Raw genomic sequence first — 19819 nt, forward strand, 5'->3', positions numbered from 1 at the left:
GGCAGACCGGCACCATGGAGGCAACGACATCGCCCCGGGACATCGCCAGTGCCCTGTCATTGGCGGTTCCGCCCGTCACCCAGCCGCCCCAAGTGAAACCGACGACACCGACGGATACCGCGCCGATCAGCGCGCCATAGAGGCCCGGTTTGAGCCATTCGGGAGTGTTCATTTCAAGCCCTCCTGCGGAGAATGCGCCGCATCGCTGTGATTGCTCATTTCGGTCCTGGCCTGATCCCGACTCAGCGCCTTTTTCAGGTCACTGTCGGTGGTCCGGCGCATCTCTGTTCGGCCGTTACCGCGTACCATCAGGTAGGTCGCCGCCCGTCGATAAGCCTCGAAGCTCAGTCCCTGCAGAAGCTCTTCTTCGGCAAGAACTTCGTAGTCGCCTGCGGGCAATTCGCCCGAGTATCCCGACAGGGTGAACGCGTTCGCGAACGTCACCGTAGATCTGGTCGAGCGCATGTTCATCTCTGGTCCCCGCACTATTGGCAGATCCGTCGCTCGGCTCTGTCTGCGCCCATGGATCAAGGGCCGGCACGGCCGGACGATTTCTCCTCTTCTACGTCAGGACCAATCGACGCGCGCTGATACATGTTAGTCCCGACCATCGGAGGCGACCCGCGCCGCCGGGGCAGTTGCGGACACCCTGATGATAGTCGGCAGCACTGACCTGTGTTAGGGCGCCGGGACCGACCAGGGGGTAGTCATGGGAAAACAGGAGAGATCTTGCGCTCCCGCAATCAAGGAACAGAACGACCATGGCCGAACTCAATATTCTCAACCCGAACCCACCCGAGTTCGAACAATTTCTTTACGCCCCTGTCGGCGAGGATCGGAACGGATATGTCGTGACGGTTCTATCGACGCTTGCGCGGCTCGGCCTCGATCCCTGGAAGGAGACTGCCGAACTTGTCACGCTGGAACGGGAGGCCGCGCGCACGCGGCTCGGGCTGTTGCTGTCGAGGTTCCGGGACGTTCCTGCGCTTGGGAGCGATCACGGGAAGGTGGCGCGAGAATTGAGCCTGCTGCTGCCGAATAGCCCCCCGACGCCCTCCTCGATGCAGGCGGATGAAACGAGTGCGCCGGACCGTCCAGCGTCCCGCGGTGCCATCTGGACGATACTCGCGATCGCTTTGGTCCTGCTGCAGATGCTGTTCGTAGGCGGGTCGGGGCCGGGGTCGGGGTCAGGCGAATGACGCTTTCCTCGCCACGCGCCGCGAGATTGGCTCATGGGGCCCGCAAGGCCGGCACGCTGTCGCCGCGCGAACAGGGCGTTCTCTGGGACATGGAGGAACACTTCTGGACCAGCGGCGCGGACTACGCGCGGGCGACGACAGCGGCCAACGCCGTCATGATCTTCCCCTATCCTCGCGGCATCCTCCAGGGCGACCAGATCTGGAACCATCTTCCGGAGAGAACCGGCTGGCGTTCTGTCGCGCTGGCCGAGCGGCGAGTGACGCGGTGGCGTGATATCGCCCTTCTCTCCTACCGTGTCTCGGCAGAGAAAGCCGACATGCCGATCTTCAAGGCAGTTTGCGCCTCCACATACCTTCACGACGAAGACGGATGGCTGAGAATCTCCCACGAGCAAACGACCGAAACTTGAGGCAGGCCTTGCCGCTGCGTTAGTCGGGTCAGGCGTCCGCGTGCAAGGTGCCCACCTGCAACCGGCACCCGCGCTCATCTGACCGCCGACAGCAGCCTACAACGGTACGCGCCCGGACTAACCTGCGTCAGTGCGACGGCAACCTGACATCAGCTAGATGAGACGTGCCCGCCGATTATCTGGGGTGCATTTTCCCGAGTAGGATTTTTTCGAGTACCCGCGTGTCGGTGTGCCGGTCTCCCGAAGGTTGGCACGTCGACGCGCGTTTTGCTTTCGGAACGCCCTCTCATTTCAGAAGCGGCCCCGTCTGATCCAGGTAGGCCGGATCGAACCCGGCAAGATCCACCAACCCGCCATAGTCGTGAAACGTCACATGAGCGTCCCGGAAGGTCACCAATCCCTCCTCGCGAAGCTGCCGCAGGACGCGGTTAACGTGCACTGCGCTCAGCCCAAGTGTATCGGCAAGGTGGTATTGCGTCAGCGGGCAGTCGTACCCCTCCTTGCTCCCCATGCCTACGAGCGCCAGCCTGGACGCCAGCTCCAGCAGGAAATGCGCCATGCGGGCGCCTGCATCACGCCTGCCGATCCCTACGAGATGCTCCACGACCATCGCCTCGTCCCTTGACGCTGCCCAGAGAATTGCGGTCGCCAGGCGAGGGGTCTGCGTGAACGCTTCGAGAAGGTCGCTTGTCAGCACTTCGGCAGCCTCGATGTCCACGATCGGTTCGAAACTGTGGTCCGAGGTGCGCAAAAGCACGCTCCGCAGTCCCAGGAAATCCCCCGGCACCTGGAAATCCACGATCTGCCGCGTCCCATCGGGCTGTAGCTTGTAGGAACAGACCCAACCCGCCGACAGGATATAGGCCACCCGGGCCGACTGTCCCTGATGCACCATATCGCGCCCCGCGGTGAACGACCGGCGGCGCTGGTGCAGTCGTTCAAGCACGGCCAGCTCGTCCTCCGACAGGGCCACGAAGGCCGAGAGCTTGCGGGTAAGCGGGCTGCGCTCTGCTGATGTCATGGGGCCTCCCGGCGTGTCGCGACCCAGGAGCGGAAATCGGCCCCGACACTGCTCTGGATCAGTCCAGCATAGAGCACTTCATGCGAGAAGTACGGATGCATCTGAACCTGACCTTCTCCCCGGTTCACGATGCCAAGGAAGGGGACTTAGATGTCAACGGCGAGCGAGCACGCAGGTCAGGCCGCCCTCTCAATCTGTGAGGCCCTCCTGCTTGCCATGAACGATCGCGGGTTGCTGCCGGAGCACGAGATCGTGGGGCTTCTCCGCGACGCCGCGGCGACCCATGAGAACGCAACCGGCACCGAACTCGAAACGGAAACGCACCGGGCCGTGGCAGACTTGATCAATGCGATCATCGCTGGCGGAAACTCGGTTCGACGCTCGTGACGCGGGGGGGGCGGTGACCTCGACGGCGAAGATGCCGGTTCCATCTCGGATGCAACACGACGGTGCCGGCAGCGGGGCACGGCGGAGACCTCCGCCATCGCAGCCCTGACCGGCTGCCTGAAGACAGAGTGGACCTGTCCCGGTTCTGTTCCGGTCTTCTGAGAGCGATGCTCGCCATGAAGGAGACCGAATATGGCAACGACACGCAGCGAGGAGTTCAAGCGGGATGCGGTTCGCATTGCGCTCACCAGCGGGCTGACACGGCGTCAGGTGGCGTCTGATCTGGGGATCGGACTCTCGACGCTCGGGAAATGGACCCGGGCGATTTCCGATGAAACGAAGGTGCCGGATCAGGATGCAGACCTGCTGCGAGAGAACGAGCGGCTGCGCAAGGAAAACCGGATACTGCGCGAGGAGAGGGAGGTGCTAAAAAAGGCGGCTCAGTTCTTCGCGGCTCAAAAGCCATGAAGTTTCAATTCATTGCCAATTACCGTGGCAATCTGCCGCGCAGCCGTCTGTGCCGCCTGATGGGGGTGACTGACCGCGGGTTCCGGGCCTGGAAGCAGCGGCCGCTGTCGCAGCGCCAGCGGCGTGACATGGTGATCCTGGCGCATATCCGTGAACAGCATCGCCGCAGCCTGGGCAGCTATGGCAGGGCCACGCATGACCGAAGAACTCAACGAACTGGGTCTTCGCGTCAGGTCCAGGACCTGGGCGCGCCACGCAACACCGATGGCATTGTTCGGCGCACGTCCGCGTCCCTTGTGGGCCAGCCCGGATGGGCCATCCGCCCGAAACCGCGCCAGCAGCCGAAACACCTGCCGCCGGGACAGGCCGAGCAGGCCGGCGGCATCTTCGGCGCGCACGCGACCGGTCTCCACTTCGGACAGCACTTCGATCCGGTTCAACTCGCGCTCGCTCATCACCCGCCAGCCCATGTCCGTCCCCCGAGGATCATGCTTCAACCGGGAGAGTGACATTCCTGCTTTGCTCAGCGGTGACATTTCAGCTGTCGGACAACCGAATTACTGTCCATTGGTCCGGCAGTCTTTCGGTTAAATAACCGAACGCTGCACGTTTTTATGGACCGTCATGATTATCTCCGTCAGATGGGGTGGGATTGGACTTCTAACCCCATGCGCTGATCATGTTCGGTGGCTTGCTCAGGGTCGTTGTCCGAGCCCGATATACGCCGCCCGGCCATTCACCAGAACAGCTACAGTCTTGCATTAACCGTTGCGTATGACGTAATGATCGGCACATGGGCGAACTGGAATCCATCCGCGTCTTCCTCGCCATCGTCGAGCAGCAGAGCTTTGCCGGCGCCGCCCGGCAGCTTGGCCTGACCCCGGCCTCCGTCACCCGAACCATCGCCGCGCTCGAGGATCGTCTGGGCGTGCAGCTTCTGGTCCGCACCACGCGGCAGGTCTCGCTGACCTCGGCAGGCGCAGTCTATGCCGCCCGCGTGGCGCCCCTGGCCGAGGGGCTGGCCGAGGCCGCGCAGGAGACGCGCGAGGCGCAGGGGATCGCCTCGGGCCTGATCCGGGTCAGCGCGCCGCTGTCCCTGGGAATGCGGGTGCTGCCTGCGGTGCTGTCGCAGTTCGCGACGCTTTATCCGCAGACGCATGTGGCGCTGAACCTGTCGGACAGCTTCGTGGACATCGTCGAGGAAGACTACGACCTCGCCATCCGCATCTCGGGGCCGCGCGACGACAAGTCCACCATCTGGCGCAAGATCAGCCCGGTGCCCCGGGTTCTGGTTGCCGCGCCCGCTTATCTGACGGCCAATGGCACACCCGCGGATCCTGCCGATCTGGCGGGCCACACCTGCCTCAGCTACCGCTCCGATGCCCGCGACGAGGTCTGGGAGCTGTCGCACGGACCTTCCCGCCGCAACCACCGGGCCACGGGTCGCTTCAGCACTAACAACGGCGACGTGCTGGCGCAGCTTGCCCTGAATAGGGAAGGGATCGCGCTTCTGCCTCGCTTCATCGTCGAGGAGGAGCTTTCCACCGGGCGGCTGACCGAGGTCCTGCCCGGCTGGTCGGCACCCGAGATCTGGCTCACCCTCTATTACCCGCCCTATGAGCGGCTGCCGCTGAAGGTCGCGACCTTCTCGGACTTCTTCGAGACCTATGTCCGAGAAACCCGGCCCCTGTGAGGGGAGAAAGAGGTGCCAATGTCGTCGTCCTTCCAACCCGAGTTCGCCCTGTCCCAGCCCGCCCTGCGGCTGCGCTTCGGCCCCGGCGTTCGGCGCGACACGGGGGCCGAGATCGAGCGGCTGGGCTGCGCCCGTGCGGCGGTTCTCTCGACACCCGGCAAGCGCGGCATGGCCGAGGAACTGGCCGGCGATATCGGCCAGCTTGCCGCGGGCATCGTGCCGCTGGCCGAGATGCATACGCCGGTTTCGGTGACGCAAGCCGCTCTGGAGAAGTTTGACCGACTGAAGGCGGACTGTCTCGTTTCGATCGGAGGCGGTTCGACCATCGGTCTCGGCAAGGCGCTGGCTCTGCGGACGGGCCTGCCGCAGATCGTGCTGCCGACCACCTATGCCGGCAGCGAGGCGACGCCGGTCCTCGGCCAGACCGAGGGCGGGCGGAAGACCACGCTGACCGACCCGAGGGTGCAGCCGCAGGTCATCCTCTATGACGCCGAACTGGTGCGTTCCCTGCCGGTGCCGATCACGGTGGCGAGCGCGCTCAACGCCATGGCCCATGCGGCCGAGGGCCTCTACGCCCGCGACAGCAACCCGCTCGCCGCGCTGTTTGCCGCCGAGGGGCTGCGTGCCTTCCACAAGGCACTGCCAGCGGTCTGTCGCAATCCGCAGGACCTGCGGGCGCGGGGCGAGACGCTTTACGGCGCCTGGCTCTGCGGCACGGTGCTGGGGCAGGTCGGCATGGCACTGCACCACAAGCTCTGCCATGTGCTCGGCGGGTCCTTCGGGCTGCCGCATGCGGAAACCCATGCGGTGATGCTGCCCCACACCATCGGCTTCAACGCAAGCGCGGCGGGGGCGCTGCTCGACCCCGTGCGCGAGATCTTCGGCGATGCCGATGTGGGCCGGGGGCTGGCCGCCTTCGCCGATCAGGTCGGGGCGCCGCGCGCCCTGCGTGATCTGGGGATGGCCGAGGCCGACCTCGGCCGCGCCGCCGACCTGGCAATGGAGGCCGCCTACTGGAACCCCCGACCGCTGGTGCGGGACGAGATCCTCGGGCTACTCAGGGCGGCATGGGCAGGCGAGACCGGCCCGCCCCGGTGACGAGATGCCTGGATCGCACCGGAGAACCGCCAGCAGATCCCTCAGCGGCGACCGTGCGGCTCGGACCAGTTGATCACCGGGTTGATCGGGATGATCCCGTAGGGGTTAATCGTTGGGTGGCTGCAGTGATAGTGCCGGAGGATGTGGTCGAAGTGGACCGTCTTGGCCACTCCGGGAAACTGGTAGAGTTCACGCGTCCAGCCCCACAGGTTCGGGTAGTCCCGCAGCCACTTGCGGTTGCACTTGAAATGCGTGTGATAGACCAGGTCGAAGCGCACGGCGGTGGTAAAGAGCCGCCAGTCGGCCTCGGTCAGGCGGTCACCCGTGAGATAGCGCTGCCGCGACAGCAGCTCCTCAAGCCAATTGAGGCTCTCGAACAGCGGATGGATCGCCTCGTCGTAGGCCGCTTGCGTGGTCGCGAAGCCGGCCTTGTAGACGCCGTTGTTCACGGTGTCATAGATCGTTGTTGCGCCACAGCACCGTGTAGCGGCTCACCCGTTCAACCATGCAGGCGACATTCGCTGAGCCGTGCTCCTTGCGAAAGATCATCAGGTCGCATTCCCAATGGCCGAAATCCTCCCGTCGGTTCACCGCAGCCGGGCGATGCCGGATCCTGCATCTCCCTGGGAAGACGAGGCTCCTGGGCTTGCGGCCGTAGCGCGGCTTGCGCTGACGGCGGCGCGCCGGAAGATGACGGGCCAGTTCCTGGGACTGTCCGTCCGCCGAATAGACATAGCGGTAGATCGTCTCGTGGCAAACCCGCGGCCGACTGCTTGCAAGCTTCAGCCGACCGGCGATCTGCTCGGGCGACCAGCCTTCCTGGAGGCGGTCGAGCACGGCCGCGCGCAGGCCTGGATGCCGGATCAGCTTGCGCTGCCGGGCGCGCCGCGCCGCCGCAAGCTGCTGGGCCGTCACATGCCAGTAGCCCGTGGCCATCGGCACCTCGGGATCATGCCAGAAGTTGCGCCTGATCTCGCGATGGATGGTCGAGCGGTGACGGCCAAGATGCGCCGCGATCTGCGCGATGCTGATCTTCTGGTGCAGAAGCCTGGCCAGGATGCGCCGCTCGTCGAGGGTGAGGTGGGGTGCCAAGGTCCGGTCCTCCATGCCGCAAACGCCAGCTAGAATAGGGCTGTCGCGTTTCAGAATGGAATCCACCCGCGTATAAGGTGCGACTTCTGTAATATGTCTTATGTAAGATACATGATGCTCGTATCGGTGACGACTGTCTATGGCACTTGTGGCGGCGTGCGGAGACGCCCCCGCATTCTACGCTGTGGACACCTTGAGCATCATCCTCGTGCTCAAACAGCACCTGCCCGCGCTGTAAATGCTGGACATAAGCCGCATCCAGCAGTCCGTCCTACAGCTAGGTCATGTTGGCAAATAGCGGAGCTAAAAGCGGTTCGTAATGTCGATGAAGCCGAGAAAGCTATCGGCGTTCTTGTCGTAACGCCTGGCAACGCGGCGTTTTTCAGCTTGTTGAAGCACCGCTCGGCGAGCGTCGACCGCCACCCGGAGCTTTCGAGTTTTGCGCACCGGAATGCCTTGCAGAACGTCGCGCACTTCCATGGTCTTGCGGATGTGGTCAGAGTCGTAGCCGCGGTCCGCGATCAAGACTCTCGGCTCCGGCAAGTTGTCGGCTATGACCAGATCGAAGCCAAGGTAATCCGATGTCTGCCCCGCCGTGATCTTGGTTCTCGTGGGCAGACCTGCCGCATTGACGCGCAGGTGGATCTTGGTCGTGAACCCACCTCTTGAGCGGCCGAAACCTTGTCGTGGAGTCGCCCTGTTGCGCCCGCTGCCTGATGAGGGGCACAAACCACGGTGCTGTCGATCATCTGCAGCGCATTCGGCGCAATCCGGCTTTCATTGAGCGCCTCTGAGATCTGCTCCCACAGCCTCGCGAGAGTACAGCGTCGGAACTGGCGGCAGACGGACGACCACTTGCCGAACTCCTCGCGCAGGTCGAGCCCAGGCGAGCCCGTCCGTGCGCTTGCGTCCGTTTGGGGACTGCACAGTCATGATGAAGCGTTCAAAGAACGCCCACTCATCATCTGACATCAGGTCTCGTGGCCCGCTCGCCTCCATTACAGATACCCGCTTGAATCACGATCGGCGCGCCCGGTGAATCCCTTTCTTCAACACAACAAAAGGACGGGGGGTCTTTCCGAACTCGTCGAAATTTGTGGTCGTGGACCGTCAGGTAATTCGTGGAGGTTGTCGGCGCCGTCGTCGGGGGTCGGAGCTTCGGCTTCCATCCTTAGTTCAGCATGAACCTGTTGAGCGTGATGCTGTGGGAGATCTGAAGGTGTTTACTAGTAAACTGTCGATTGCTTGGGCACGGCGTCACAGTGTTAGTGGTGCCTTCATCTTAATCCCACCCGTGATGATCAGAGCCATCACTCGCGGAGAAGCATGAGTGACGGCGAGGCTGCTGACGATGGTATGTACTGCCTTCTCCAACGGTGCTGACCGTAGACTGGGGTAAACCGGATGAGGCGCTTGGTCACGATAAAGCAGATGCCGTCGGAGAAGAACGTGCTCCAGCAATGCTCCGCAAAAACCGCTTTGGTGAATAGACTTGGCCCTTGGGCGCCAGAAGACGACTCAGGTAAGCTGCAGGGTTGCGGATAACACCGAACTTCTGAACCAGGCAGAGCACGGTCGTGGTGAAGCCCTGAAGGCCAAGTGCCTCCATTGCCCGCTTGGCGAGCTGGTCGCCGATACCTATCATCGGAGCCAACATCACTGCTAAGTTATGCAGATCCATCCAGCTCTCGAGTTTACCAGCTGCATAGCTGAGTGCTTCCGGGCATGACTGAACCAGTTCCCTTGCTGTCAAAGCTTCATCTGTTGTCTCAGCGTGGCCAGCACGATTATCCACAGTATCTCTCTGCAGCTCTTCAGATTCATAGATTCTCAGTATTGAACTCTGATAGTGCGTGTCATTCTGACGTTCATTGCATGTCAAAAATGCTGTTCCGGTGTCACGTGGCTCATCTCTAGTGGTTGCCGAAGCTTGCACAGGAGGTGCACCCGGGGCGTTGTCATCTTGTGCCGACTGAAAGCCTACCTGCGCAAACTTGGAGCCGGTTTGCCCGGTGATTTCGATCTCTGCGTCCTGGGCTTCGGCTGCCTCTGCATAGACCCGATACGTTGCCTCGAGCTCCAAGGCACATCTATGCTGACGCCGTAGATGGTTACGGATTGCAACCTGTTCCGGTGCGTCCTCTGGGAACCTGTTCCGCAGCAAGGAAAGGCGATCTCGGATCAACCTGATCCTGATCCTACGCTCTTGGACGTGCTTCAACAGGCTCCGGATCTCGGTAGCGCGCCGGAGCAAGGGGCTGAGGTCGATTCCGTAGGCCTCTATGATCTTGCCGCTGATTCCACGATGTGGATAACGCTTTCCGTTGGGTGAGAGGTTGCGCTCGACCAGTTCCAAAGAGCAGAGTTCTCGGAGGGTCCGCTGCAGGGTGGAAACAGGCATGCCGGCCGTGCGCCGCGACAGCGCCTCGTTGGATGCGAAGACGATCGGCCGGTAGTCCGAGGTAAACTCCCGGATGAAACTGGCTAAGGACGTCAGGAGGCGAATGTGCCTGTCCTTCAGGCCAAGGTCATTTGCTACTTCCTGCAGGTCCTTGATCAGCGCCTGGATAGATTGCCGGTCCCACGAAGATAGCGAATCGGCATGCGCAGTCGGCTCGGCTAAGGCCAAGTTGAATCGTCCAAGTGCCATCTGCTCATCACGAGAGATGCCGTATGGGCGAGATCCCCACGGTTTACCTGGTAAACGGGGTTAGATTCGCCATTCAGAAGGTCGAAATCGCCACTTCGATAGGCAAATCTTCTCCGCTCGCCGGGGCGGCGTTGTTGACACAGATTCCGGGAGGAGCTACACAAGAGGTGCAAAGTTCGTGTAGGGCTCTCCGGGATATTCTCGGGGGGCGCTGTCCTTTTATGGCTCTCTGTTCGTGCCTCCTTTGCTCGTTTCAGTCTTGGTTTACCTGGTAAACCGGAGCCTTAGCCCCGGTCCGCCTCCACCCACTCACCATAAAGGCGAGCCAGCAGCTCTTCCCCCTTGGCATCGAGCCAGCGGGTAAAATCCGTTTCGCGAGGATCCGCGCAGAGATGAACGGCCCTGCCATTGCGCCGGACCTCGCCGATCCTTGTCTTCCCGTCACGGGTAAAAACCGGCCGCGCTCGTCTTTCTCTATTTTTATCAAATGGCTGCGACGCTGGAAGCTTCCGTGCCACTGATCGTCTCAGATGGTTCAGCCAAAGCAAGAAGTGCGTGTCTTTATTAGGGTCTTGGTCGAAGAGGCCTTCGGGTATGGCTGGGTCGACACCATCCTTCAAAACCAAGTCCACGGCTTCATGCCACTTCTTCCATCCAACACCATGAGCCGAACCGATCTGGTAGATCACGTTGACCGGAATATTTGTCACAACCCGTCGCATATGAGATAGGTAAGCCTTATTGACGTTTAAGGCTTCCATCACGACCCTGCTCTCATAGCCCGCTGCCTCGAGGGAAGCGGCAAAGAGCGCTTTCTCGATGAAGGATGGGTCGAGTCGCGCGTTGTTCTCCTGACCCTGGGCTAGGATTGAATCAACGTCGCTCATGTCCCGGATCATGGCTCGCGCAGGCATGCCAAGCGACTTCAGCGCCGCAAGGCGCCTCCGGCCATAGACGATGATGAAGCGGCCCGGCTTCTCGGGATTGGGCCTCAGCAGGATGGGAACCCGTAGGCCGCTCCGCTCGATGGAGTCCCGGAGGTCCTGGATGTCATCTTCCGAGATCGCGATCCTGTCGGAGAAGGGGCTCGGATCGATGAGGGCAGTATCGATGTCCCGGAGCGTCTGGCTCATGCTCTGCCGAAGGTCATTCTCCAGCGCCGCTACAGGCCCCCGATGGAAAGCCGCGGGAATGGCGGTTGACCTATTCTCTGCCTGAGCCAGTGGGGCAGGGGGGACGGGAACGCTTGCAGGACGTGCCGGATCAGGCATCCGCAGTTGGGCCGGTGGCTCGGCATCGGCCGTTCCGTCCATGATCGAGCCGAAGATGTTGGGCCGGACCCTGCGTGCCATCAGCTGCGCCCCCATGCCTTGTGAATGGTCCGCTCCAGTTCGTCCACAACTTGGTTGATGGAGTCGAGGGCACGGTCGAGCGTCTGCTTGTTCACCTCCGCACGGCTGATCTCGTAAAGAGTCATCTGCCGCAGCCCGGCGTCGGAGACAGCGGTCGACTTGAGGAAGACCTCGGTCATCAGGCGGGTGCCGAAGACATAGCGCAGGAAGCCAGACATCTGCGCTTGCGGAGCATCCGAAGGCTCATAGCGGCAGAGCAGGTAGCGCTGGAAATCGTATCTGAGTTGAAAGCCGTGGTTGGAGACGACCTGCAGCACAGAGGTGGCCATCGACAGATATTGGCTGAGAGAGGCCACATCCAGCATGTTGGGAATGATCGTGATCATCAGCCCTGTAGCGGCGACCAGCGATGAGAGGGTCAAGTAACCGAGCTGGGGCGGGCAGTCGATGACCACGATGTCGTAGTCATCCGCCACCTGGTCGATCGCCGCACGCAGTCGGAGATAGAAGGGGACGACATCCTGCCGGCCCATGTAGCGGGGGGTCTCGGTCTCGAACTCGGAGAGGATGAGACCGGCGGGGGCGATGTCAAGCTTGTGGAAATAGCTCTTGCGGACCACCTCCCGCATTGGCAGCTGATCCTGGTATTTGATTGCGTCATAGATGGTCGGCATCTCGCCCAGTTCGAGATCCGTCATCAGGCCCATCATCGTCGTGAGCGAGCCCTGCGGGTCCATGTCGATGGAGAGGATGCGATATCCCTTGAGCGCGAGACGCTGCGCCGTGTGGATGCTGCTCGTGGTTTTGGCCGATCCACCCTTGAAGGTGCTGAATGTCAGGACCTGCAGATGCTCGCCCGGCCTGCGACCAGGAAGATACTGGAGCGGATCACGGGCGCTCCGCGCCAGGGTGACACGAATGGCATCGATGTTCGCGGCGCTGTAGTTGCGATAACCGCGCCTGTCCTGCTCGACATCGGGGATCTTGCCATCATGATGCAGCTTACGGAGATTCGATACGGTCACGCCGATCAGGGCCGCGGCTTCTGATGCGCTGAAGGTCCGCATTTCCTTGCGGACCTCCGGCGCGAAGACGTTGCGCATGTGCTTCTCGAGAGACTGCCTCAGCCTCTCGTCATCTTGGCACAGGTCGGCAAAGATGTTGTCGCTAGGCGGCTGCCCGATAATGGTGTCCACTTCGTCCATGCCCACGCTCCTGCCAGCTTCTGTCCCTGTCTCACGCTGTGAGTGCGTAAATAGGGCGCCGACCGTTATTATCGACGTGCATCGCTCTGCCTCACTTGGCATTAATGCGGAAGCCCTGACAAGCTATTTCACTGTTGCGTCTCTCCTTCGGGCGGAGTCAGTGTAGAAATTGCGCTACACGATCCGCTTGGACACTGAATCTGTGGATAACTTCCCTGCCATTGGGCGTGTCTTGCCCTGCAACGCGTCACCTTCCGCACGGTCCGATTCGCGGGCATCCACGATCCATGCGTGATGGATCACGCAGCATGCCTGACGACAGGTCACGCCGCGATCATTGCCTGGCCCTGCGCCTCGCTCGCAGCTCGGCATCCGGTTGGGTATCGTCTTGACCGAAGCGGAAGAAATGATGGTCGTCGCCTTCCGGCGTCACACGCTCCTGCCGCCGGACAAGTGATGCTACGCTCTGTAGCCCTTGATCCCACACTTGGCCCGTTCAGCGCTGCATCGGTGTCTTCAACGGCACGGCATCTCGCGTCTGCCTGATGGAGGGTGACAAGCCGAAACGGCAGCGGTTCAAACGCTACCCCATGGGGCAGGTCCTGACACCCTGATCGATGTCTCAGGGGTAGCGATGGCGTCGTTCGCGAATGTGGCGGCCGTAAATGACGTTAGTGTCCGAGGAGCTGGTGTAATTTCCGCGACGTCAACGGTGTGATCCCGGGTGGTCATCGAGGTGTTTGCTCGAGGTGGAGTTTGGCGACTTCGACCACAGACCGCACCGAGACCCCGATGACCAAGACCAACATGGACCTGTCCGAGCTTCTGGCAAAACACGATCGGGGCGAGCTCCTGCGCTCCATTGCCGAGGCTGTCTTGCAGCTGATCATGGAAGCCGATATCGAAGGCCTGATCGGCGCGGGTCATCAGCCGCGACGCGGCAGAGGCCAACGTGGAGTAGTGAGCACCTGGGTCAGGCCGAGCGCCTCACGCAGCTCCCGCCACTCGCCCGCAAGCATCACGATGCTGCAATAATCCGTTCTCAGGAACCGCCGCAGCACCAGCAGGGCAAAGAGCTGTGGCCGCGTGTAGTCATGCCGGGAGAAGCGCTGGCGGAAGTCGGAAGAGCCACCTCACCGGCCGCCAGGGCGTCACGGGCGACTTGGAGGACGGACTTTGTCATGGTGCGCATCACGGCCTCGCTGCGGTTTTACCTCCGACGGCAGCCAAACACGATCCCCACCCGAAGGCTTCAACAGAGCAATTGATGCCCCTAATCGCGACCCAGCAATCCCTGCTCTCGCGCGCGGTCGACCAGCATCTTCACGCTGGAGGGCTGCCACGTGTTCTGCCCACGGGGTGTGCGCTCCCGCATCTCGTCCAGGCGCCGGCCGATCCCCTGCAACGTGATCTCCGGATCCGCCCCCTTGATCGCAGCGACGATCGCGAGAAGCCGGTCGTTGGTCGCAGCCGGGCGCGCCCGTTCGAGGACGGTCTTCGGGAGCAGACCCTCGCGCACAAAGCGGGCAACAGCGCGGCGGAGCCGCTCGACGGTCCAGGCCGGTGCGCCTTGGTCGCGCCGGGCGTTGATGATGCGGACGAGGTCCTGCCAGGGCATGTCCGGACGATGGCGGCGCACCAGGGGAACCCACTCCTGGGCATTGGCTTCGAGCTTCGCGAAATAGCTCTCGTCCCGAGCGCGGGCGACCATGCGCCGGGCCACGCTGTCGCCACGCCGCAGCCCCGGGTTCCCGCCGACCCGTCCGGCGGCCCGGGCAGACGCCAGCCCGGCCATTGTCCGCTCGCGGATCAGTGCCCGCTCCAACTCGGCCGCGGCACCCAGCACCTGGAGGGTGAACTTGCCCTGCGGGCTGGCTGTATCGATCGGGTCATGGAGCGAGCGGAAATGCGCGCCGCGCGCTTCGACCGCTTCGATCACCTCAAGAAGGTGTGACAGCGAGCGTGCCAGGCGATCGATCCTGACCACGACCAGCGTGTCCCCGCCCTTGATCTCGCGTATCAGCCGCGCAAGGACCGGGCGGGCACGTGAGCCGCCGGATCCCGTCTCCGAGCGGATGTCCATGCAACCCGCCGCTCGCAACTCCGCAATCTGCGGATCCGTCGTCTGCTCTCCCGTCGAGACGCGAGCGTAGCCGATCAGCATGAGGCGCTCTCGGGTTTCATGCCATCACACGTGGCAGCGCGGTTGCGCTAGAGTCTGCTGCCGTGACGAAGGCCCAGGCCGAGGCAGTCAACGATGCCACCGGACAGCTGATGGCTGCCTTGAGGAGGCCCGCTGGCATCTCATTGCCGACTTGGCCTGATCTCGTCTGGTCTTCATGGCCCATCGCCACCTTCGATGCCCGTCCTGCGGCTTGGGTTTCCCGTGATGATAGCGCTCTCGCAGCAATTTGCAATTCAACAAGGCATCACAAAACGGCCGTTTGTGAACGCCGGTAGCGTCCTGCTGCTAGGCGACCTTTGTCCCGCATCGCTCCCGAAAGCCCGGCAGGGCAGGGGGCTCAGCCTTCCTCGCCCGCCATGTGCCGGAACCTGGTCACCTTGTCAGACACGTTCCGCCAGCTTGCGGGTACGGCACCAGATCTCATAACAGCAAAACCACTATGCAAGTGGAGATTAAGGGGTTTAAAAGTAATCTTTGAACGCCAGGATGATTGATTTCAGATGGATATCGGTTCACTCCTGCTTCGCTCCGAAGCCCTTGCCGGAAGGCTCGAGGGGATCCTGCTGGCAGACCTCGCCCTGGCGCGCCTCTGGCGCATGGAGGCAAGCCTGCTGGAAGCGGCAGCATCGGTGGGCCTGGAGGGGGAGAGGATCTCGACGCCAGGGATGGTGCTGCGCCTGACCGGCAACATGGCCATCGAGGAAGATGCGCGGGCGACCGGGATGGCGCTGCGGATCCTCGCTGTCGCCAAGAGGCCCGGTGATCCCTTCAGTACGCCCATCGAGACGATCCGACGCATCGAGGCCGCAGCCACGCCCTTCGGCCAGCCGATAGACGAGACCGACGTGCTGGAGGATTCCGAGCTGCCGCGGGTCGTCGAGGCTGGTCGCGCCTGGGTCCATGTCCCGATCCTGGCAGCATGGCGTGCCGCGGCGAACTATGCCTTCCGATCGCGCCGGGCGAGCCCTGCGGCCGAGAGGCTCATCTTCATGGCTGTTGAGGGCGCCGCGCGCCATCTACGTGGGCTTTCACCGGAAGGTCGCGGAGGCTGGCCTGAGGAGGAGGACGCCGATGGAGCGATCCTCATGCCGGCAGAGGCGGAATGGATCCTTGCTCCCTCGGTGGCGCTCACCCGCAACGGCTTTCGCCTCTGGTCACCCCTTTCCGGGCTGAGGACCTTCCTGGAAGCGGCCTCCCGGAACCTTTCCCAGGATCTCGGCCATCTCGGCACCCTCCGTCACGAACTGGCGCGGCTTGAATCCATGGTCGGGGCGGCCTCTGGCCGGTCGCGGCTACCCGATCTCATCGAGCTCCTGAAGGCGCAGCCTGTCGTCAACTCGGCCATGGTCATCGATCGCCTGGGCGTGACGCGCCGGACAGCGCTCGCGCTGATCGGCGAGCTTGTCGAGGCCGGCTGTCTCGTCAACCTGACGGGCAGGCGCGCCGCGCGCTTCTGGGCGCTGCCCTCATTGGCGACTCGGATGACCCCCTCGGCCAGCGCGCGCCAGTTCCGCAGGGCCGAACATCCGGCGACTGCGGCCCAGGATAGCGAGGATGCCCGGGAGATCGAGGCTCGGCCTGGACGGCTCCGCGAGCAGTTCGACGAGGAGAGGCTCGACCGCATCATGTCGGACCTGGATGCAGCGATGGCAGGGTTGGACGAAGTGGTCCGGAGGGTGGGCGGGTCCCGAGGGCAGACGGAATAAGGAAGCCGGGCGCGTTCAGGGCCGGGATCACGCAGCACGTGCCGGCGTACCATGGCTCATCGAGAGAGAGAGGGTGCAGGGTGATCGAAGAAGGCCTGGACCGACCAGGTGCAGGCGCTGCGGCCCTCCTGACGGTTCCTCCCGGTTGGAGCCGCGGATGCAAGCGCTGCGGCCGACGAGCTGATCTTCACCGCATAGACCTGAGCGCCACGGCCAAGCGCCGCCCGCACGATGTCACCGATCCTGGCCGAGGGCTCCAGCACAGGCGCTCTGGGGATGACGTGCTGCCGGTCAGGAAACGCGCCCACAGCTGCCACGGGGCGGGGAGAGAAGGCCGCAACCTGACCGGAATGAGGGTGCGGCGAGACGGCAGGTCCGAATCTCCTGTCCACAGCTTTCAGTTGAGCTGCGCACATTGAATTCTTGAATCCGGGGAAAATATATGGTGAGCGAAGCCTTCGCGAAGCTGTCGCTGTTCCCAATAAGAAAAAGGAGACCGAACGGATGGACGCAGAAGATCAAAAGACGGAATTGTCCGAGAAGCTGGACAGCCTCGACATCGACGAACTCAAGGATCTGCGAAAGACCGTGGATCGCGCCATCGCGAGCTATGAGACGCGCAAGCGGCAGGAGGCCATTTCCGCGGCCGAGCAGGCGGCCCGGGAGCACGGCTTCAAGCTGGTCGATCTGCTGGGCAACGGAAAAGCGGGCAGGGGCCGGAAAACCGACGCCGGCAGCACGGGTGGCGCTGTGAAATACGTCAACCCCGACAATCCCGAGCAGACCTGGAGCGGTCGTGGCCGTCGCCCGCAGTGGATCAATGAGGCGTTGGACTCCGGCCGCACCCTTGAGGACCTCGCCGCGTGAGACTGGAGGGGCGCCGCTTCCGCCGTGCCCCTTTCCTGCCTTGGTCTATCGCCAGGCAGAATGAGGCCGGGCACAGATGACCGGGGCGGAAGACAGGGCAGCGCTGACTGAGCTGCTGGCAGCGGCGATCAGCTATTGCGAGCGCGAGATTGCCAGCATGAACGCCTCGGTCCGACTTCTGGAGAAAGTCGAGCGGCAGCGGATCGAAAACTCCTATGACGAGGGCGAACGCTGGCGTGGCCTGGCGACGGACGATTTCATCCGGATGGTGGATGCCCTGGTTTTGCTAAGCCGGTAGGGCAATATCTGTTGCGGACATTCATATAGAAGCACCCACAACCCAGGCTGACCTGAGCGCTTCCGTTCACTCCGCAGCCGCCATCTCGGGCATGCTGGGAAGAAGTGTTTCGTGGAGTAGAGCCTCAAGCAGGCGTGCGCGGGTCGCGTCGGCTTGAGCGAGGGCGGCCTCTAGCCGATTGCGGAGAGCCATAACGGCGTCGACCTTGGCTACAATTCGATGTTGCTCGGCGAGGGGTGGAAGTGGAATTAGAAAGTTACGCAACGGCTTGAGTGCAGCAGACGGTTGAGCCGTGCCTGTCGTAGCGTTCCGAGAGGCTGCGTTTGTCCATGTCGATCAGTTACCTGCCGGGGAGGTCCAGGGATTGATCACGGGGATGCCGCAGCCTTCAAAATCACTCACGTTGCGCGTGACGATTGCCGCGCCGTGGGCGCGGGCAGTCGCGGCGATCTGGCAGTCGGGAAAACTGATCGGCCGGCGAACCGTGCGTCGCTCCACGAAGATGGCGGCGAAAGCGACGGCAGCGGCGCTGTCAAAGGGCAGCACTCGACTCGCGAAGTCCTCTAGGATCATGGCGTCGATCTCTGCCATCAGACGGTCACGGCGCTTGCCCATCGGCAGGAGGGCCGCGCCTCGTCGCAGCTCCGCCTCTCCCACCGCGCTGAGATGCAGATCAGCCGCGTTCTGCCTGCCGAACCACTCCAGAACGGCCGGAGCAGGGTCCGAGCGCATCAACTCCGAAATGACATTAGTATCGATCAGAAGCATTGCGCCGCGTATCAGTCGAAGCGCGGCGGTTCGGGCATCGGTTCACGTGGCGACAGGGCGAGTTCCACACCGCCCAAGGCCGCGAACCTGCGGTGGATGACCTCACCCAAGTTCCCGGGAGTTACCGTTTTTCCGACAGCCCTGCGTAGGATCTCCCGCGCTTCCTCTTCCATGGAGCGGCCGTGCTCGGCCGCCTGAACCCGCAGGCGGTGCTTCAGGCTGTCATCGAGATTGCGGATCGTGATGCTGGCCATGTCAGGTTCCTTTCATACGCCTGATCGTAAGCATTGATTGCATCGCGATCAAGATACGCAAGGTGCTCGGCTGCTTCAAGATCGCCAACTTCAACGTTGATCAGGCCTTCGGTGAGTTCATCGTCGAGAACTCGACCTTGGAGGACGGTTAGACAATCACCCTTTTTCCGGACATTCAGCCAAAATTCCTTTGGGTAGCCTGAGTGCTGCCTACGGGATGGTGGCAGTCAGCACAAAGGGCGGAAAGCGGCCTGACGGTGTTGTGGCACGGCATCCTCCACAACAGCCGGGTGACGGTCACAGACTTCCCGAGGCTACTCCGAACCGCCAACTCCACCTGTGACCGTTTTCATCTGCCCGCCGCGGTGGAGACGCTGATCCAGGAGCATCTGCGGACCGGAACAGGCAGCAATCCTGCCCCCACCCCGTGCAGGCAGCGGCAAGGGCTGAGCGGCAACACCTTCAAAGCATCGTCGCTCAGCGATGGGGGAGGAACGGCAATTCTTCCGGCGCTTCTTGACCCTGCACCGCGGCGAGCCATTCGCCGAGCTTGGTCCAGCGCCGTCGTCCAGCAACGTTTCTCACGGCAATAGCCACGACCTTCCTCTGGCCGACCAGCACCACCAGCTTCCGGCCCCGGGTGACGCCGGTATAGAGCAAGTTGCGCTGCAGCATGGCGTAGTGCTGGGTCATCATCGGAATGACCACCGCCGGGTACTCGGACCCTTGTGCCTTGTGGATCGTGGCCGCATAGGCCGGCACGACAGTGTCGAGCTCCCCCAAGCCGAAGACCACCGGACGGCCGTCGAAGTCGATCGTGACCTCCCCCTCTTCGGTGGTCTGCCCCCTGAAAAGTGGTCCTCCCTGAAGTAGGCTTTCGAGCCAGATGGAGGACAGAAGGATGCCCCAGAAGAAGCACAAACCCGAGGAGATCGTGGCCAAGCTCCGGCAGGTCGACGTGCTGGTGTCGCAAGGCCAGTCGGTGGCCGAGGCGGTGCGTTCGATCGGCGTGACCCAGTTCACCTACTACCGGTGGCGCAAGGAGTTCGGCGGTCTGAAGAGCGATCAGGTGAAACGGCTGAAGGATCTCGAGAAGGAGAATGAGCGGCTCCGGAAGGCCGTCTCCGATCTCACGCTCGAGAAGCTGATCCTGCGTGAGGCTGCCT

19 protein-coding genes and 8 pseudogenes are annotated in these 19819 nt (G+C 62.7%); 12 read left to right on the forward strand and 15 right to left on the reverse strand.

The features are described 5' to 3' along the window. Positions 1-168 precede the first annotated feature (168 nt). On the reverse strand, positions 169-471 hold the full coding sequence (locus BLQ03_RS16310) for a hypothetical protein (RefSeq protein ID WP_175558921.1): 303 nt from the start codon (positions 469-471) through the stop codon (positions 169-171). A gap of 290 nt (positions 472-761) precedes the next feature. Here BLQ03_RS16310 and BLQ03_RS16315 point away from each other — a divergent pair, with 290 nt between their 5' ends. Together BLQ03_RS16315 and BLQ03_RS16320 are read left to right on the forward strand one after the other, a co-directional pair. Then, entirely contained in the window at positions 762-1199 is a 438-nt protein-coding gene (locus BLQ03_RS16315) for a hypothetical protein (protein WP_090757379.1), read from the forward strand. Continuing rightward, positions 1196-1609 (forward strand): hypothetical protein, encoded by a 414-nt coding sequence (locus BLQ03_RS16320; protein ID WP_245688985.1) that lies wholly within the window; start codon positions 1196-1198, stop codon positions 1607-1609. The genes BLQ03_RS16315 and BLQ03_RS16320 overlap by 4 nt, the downstream gene beginning before the upstream one ends. A 286-nt stretch (positions 1610-1895) precedes the next feature. Here BLQ03_RS16320 and BLQ03_RS16325 read toward each other — a convergent pair whose 3' ends face one another. Continuing rightward, positions 1896-2630, reverse strand: coding sequence for a Crp/Fnr family transcriptional regulator (locus tag BLQ03_RS16325; protein WP_090757381.1), 735 nt, complete (start codon positions 2628-2630; stop codon positions 1896-1898). Between the two features lie 150 nt (positions 2631-2780). Here BLQ03_RS16325 and BLQ03_RS16330 point away from each other — a divergent pair, with 150 nt between their 5' ends. Next, positions 2781-3017, forward strand: a complete 237-nt coding sequence (locus tag BLQ03_RS16330) for a hypothetical protein (protein ID WP_090757382.1) — start codon at positions 2781-2783, stop codon at positions 3015-3017. A 192-nt stretch (positions 3018-3209) separates the two neighbouring features. After that, positions 3210-3737: pseudogene (locus BLQ03_RS16335) on the forward strand (transposase); the annotation flags it as partial. A 29-nt stretch (positions 3738-3766) separates the two neighbouring features. Here BLQ03_RS16335 and BLQ03_RS18935 read toward each other — a convergent pair. Together BLQ03_RS18935 and BLQ03_RS19240 are read right to left on the reverse strand one after the other, a co-directional pair. Then, positions 3767-4021 (reverse strand): annotated as a pseudogene (locus BLQ03_RS18935) (helix-turn-helix domain-containing protein); the annotation flags it as partial. 124 nt (positions 4022-4145) lie between these two features. Further along, the gene (locus BLQ03_RS19240) at positions 4146-4388 is read right to left on the reverse strand and encodes a hypothetical protein (RefSeq protein ID WP_425415750.1); all 243 of its coding nucleotides are present in this window, start codon (positions 4386-4388) and stop codon (positions 4146-4148) included. Here BLQ03_RS19240 and BLQ03_RS16345 point away from each other — a divergent pair. Both BLQ03_RS16345 and BLQ03_RS16350 read left to right on the forward strand, forming a co-directional pair. Further along, the gene (locus BLQ03_RS16345) at positions 4279-5178 is read left to right on the forward strand and encodes a LysR family transcriptional regulator (RefSeq protein ID WP_090757383.1); all 900 of its coding nucleotides are present in this window, start codon (positions 4279-4281) and stop codon (positions 5176-5178) included. The two genes, BLQ03_RS19240 and BLQ03_RS16345, sit on opposite strands and share 110 nt — an antisense overlap. An 18-nt stretch (positions 5179-5196) precedes the next feature. Continuing rightward, on the forward strand, positions 5197-6276 hold the full coding sequence (locus BLQ03_RS16350; RefSeq protein ID WP_090757384.1) for a maleylacetate reductase: 1080 nt from the start codon (positions 5197-5199) through the stop codon (positions 6274-6276). Between the two features lie 41 nt (positions 6277-6317). Here BLQ03_RS16350 and BLQ03_RS16355 read toward each other — a convergent pair. From BLQ03_RS16355 to repA, 6 genes and pseudogenes are all read right to left on the reverse strand, one after another. Then, positions 6318-6737, reverse strand: a pseudogene (locus BLQ03_RS16355) (glutathione S-transferase C-terminal domain-containing protein); the annotation flags it as partial. Next, a pseudogene (locus BLQ03_RS16360) lies at positions 6736-7383 on the reverse strand (IS30 family transposase); the annotation flags it as partial. The pseudogenes BLQ03_RS16360 and BLQ03_RS16355, both read right to left, overlap by 2 nt. A gap of 288 nt (positions 7384-7671) precedes the next feature. Continuing rightward, positions 7672-8367 (reverse strand): annotated as a pseudogene (locus BLQ03_RS16365) (IS5 family transposase). A 418-nt stretch (positions 8368-8785) separates the two neighbouring features. Continuing rightward, positions 8786-10018: a plasmid replication protein RepC gene (repC, locus tag BLQ03_RS16370; RefSeq protein ID WP_090757387.1), complete on the reverse strand. Its 1233-nt coding sequence runs from the start codon at positions 10016-10018 to the stop codon at positions 8786-8788. Positions 10019-10302: 284 nt separating this feature from the next. Further along, entirely contained in the window at positions 10303-11151 is an 849-nt protein-coding gene (gene repB, locus BLQ03_RS16375; protein ID WP_175558922.1) for a plasmid partitioning protein RepB, read from the reverse strand. Positions 11152-11369: 218 nt separating this feature from the next. After that, positions 11370-12575: a plasmid partitioning protein RepA gene (gene repA / locus BLQ03_RS16380; RefSeq protein WP_090757389.1), complete on the reverse strand. Its 1206-nt coding sequence runs from the start codon at positions 12573-12575 to the stop codon at positions 11370-11372. A gap of 385 nt (positions 12576-12960) precedes the next feature. On the opposite strand from repA, the pseudogene BLQ03_RS16385 reads away from it, so the two are divergent. Next, positions 12961-13171: pseudogene (locus BLQ03_RS16385) on the forward strand (IS481 family transposase); the annotation flags it as partial. Between the two features lie 196 nt (positions 13172-13367). Beyond that, positions 13368-13517, forward strand: a pseudogene (locus BLQ03_RS19245) (IS256 family transposase); the annotation flags it as partial. Positions 13518-13848: 331 nt separating this feature from the next. On the opposite strand, the gene BLQ03_RS16395 reads toward BLQ03_RS19245, so the two are convergent. After that, positions 13849-14739 carry a recombinase family protein gene (locus tag BLQ03_RS16395; protein ID WP_090757391.1) on the reverse strand — a complete coding sequence of 297 codons (891 nt, stop codon included), beginning with the start codon at positions 14737-14739 and terminating at the stop codon, positions 13849-13851. 521 nt (positions 14740-15260) lie between these two features. Between BLQ03_RS16395 and BLQ03_RS16400 the strand changes: the two genes are divergently transcribed. The 3 genes from BLQ03_RS16400 to BLQ03_RS16410 all read left to right on the forward strand — a co-directional run bounded on the left by BLQ03_RS16400 (position 15261) and on the right by BLQ03_RS16410 (position 17631). After that, positions 15261-16466 (forward strand): helix-turn-helix domain-containing protein, encoded by a 1206-nt coding sequence (locus tag BLQ03_RS16400; RefSeq protein ID WP_090757392.1) that lies wholly within the window; start codon positions 15261-15263, stop codon positions 16464-16466. A 504-nt stretch (positions 16467-16970) separates the two neighbouring features. Beyond that, a complete protein-coding gene (locus BLQ03_RS16405) occupies positions 16971-17333 on the forward strand; it encodes an H-NS histone family protein (protein WP_090757393.1) in 363 nt (120 codons plus the stop codon). A gap of 76 nt (positions 17334-17409) precedes the next feature. Then, entirely contained in the window at positions 17410-17631 is a 222-nt protein-coding gene (locus BLQ03_RS16410; RefSeq protein WP_090757394.1) for a hypothetical protein, read from the forward strand. A gap of 66 nt (positions 17632-17697) precedes the next feature. Here BLQ03_RS16410 and BLQ03_RS16415 read toward each other — a convergent pair. The 4 genes and pseudogenes from BLQ03_RS16415 to BLQ03_RS16430 all read right to left on the reverse strand — a co-directional run. After that, positions 17698-17922 (reverse strand): annotated as a pseudogene (locus BLQ03_RS16415) (restriction endonuclease subunit S); the annotation flags it as partial. Between the two features lie 45 nt (positions 17923-17967). Further along, positions 17968-18399, reverse strand: coding sequence for a type II toxin-antitoxin system VapC family toxin (locus BLQ03_RS16420; RefSeq protein WP_090757395.1), 432 nt, complete (start codon positions 18397-18399; stop codon positions 17968-17970). 11 nt (positions 18400-18410) lie between these two features. Continuing rightward, complete coding sequence (locus BLQ03_RS16425) at positions 18411-18653, reverse strand: FitA-like ribbon-helix-helix domain-containing protein (protein ID WP_090757396.1); 243 nt, start codon at positions 18651-18653, stop codon at positions 18411-18413. A 477-nt stretch (positions 18654-19130) separates the two neighbouring features. Continuing rightward, positions 19131-19595 carry an ATP-binding domain-containing protein gene (locus BLQ03_RS16430; protein WP_245688986.1) on the reverse strand — a complete coding sequence of 155 codons (465 nt, stop codon included), beginning with the start codon at positions 19593-19595 and terminating at the stop codon, positions 19131-19133. Between BLQ03_RS16430 and BLQ03_RS16435 the strand changes: the two genes are divergently transcribed. Then, the coding region (locus BLQ03_RS16435; protein ID WP_139166788.1) for a transposase at positions 19555-19819 on the forward strand (265 nt) is incomplete at its 3' end. The genes BLQ03_RS16430 and BLQ03_RS16435 overlap by 41 nt on opposite strands.

The sequence above is a fragment of the Paracoccus chinensis genome (assembly GCF_900102885.1).
Taxonomy (GTDB): Bacteria; Pseudomonadota; Alphaproteobacteria; order Rhodobacterales; family Rhodobacteraceae; genus Paracoccus; species Paracoccus chinensis.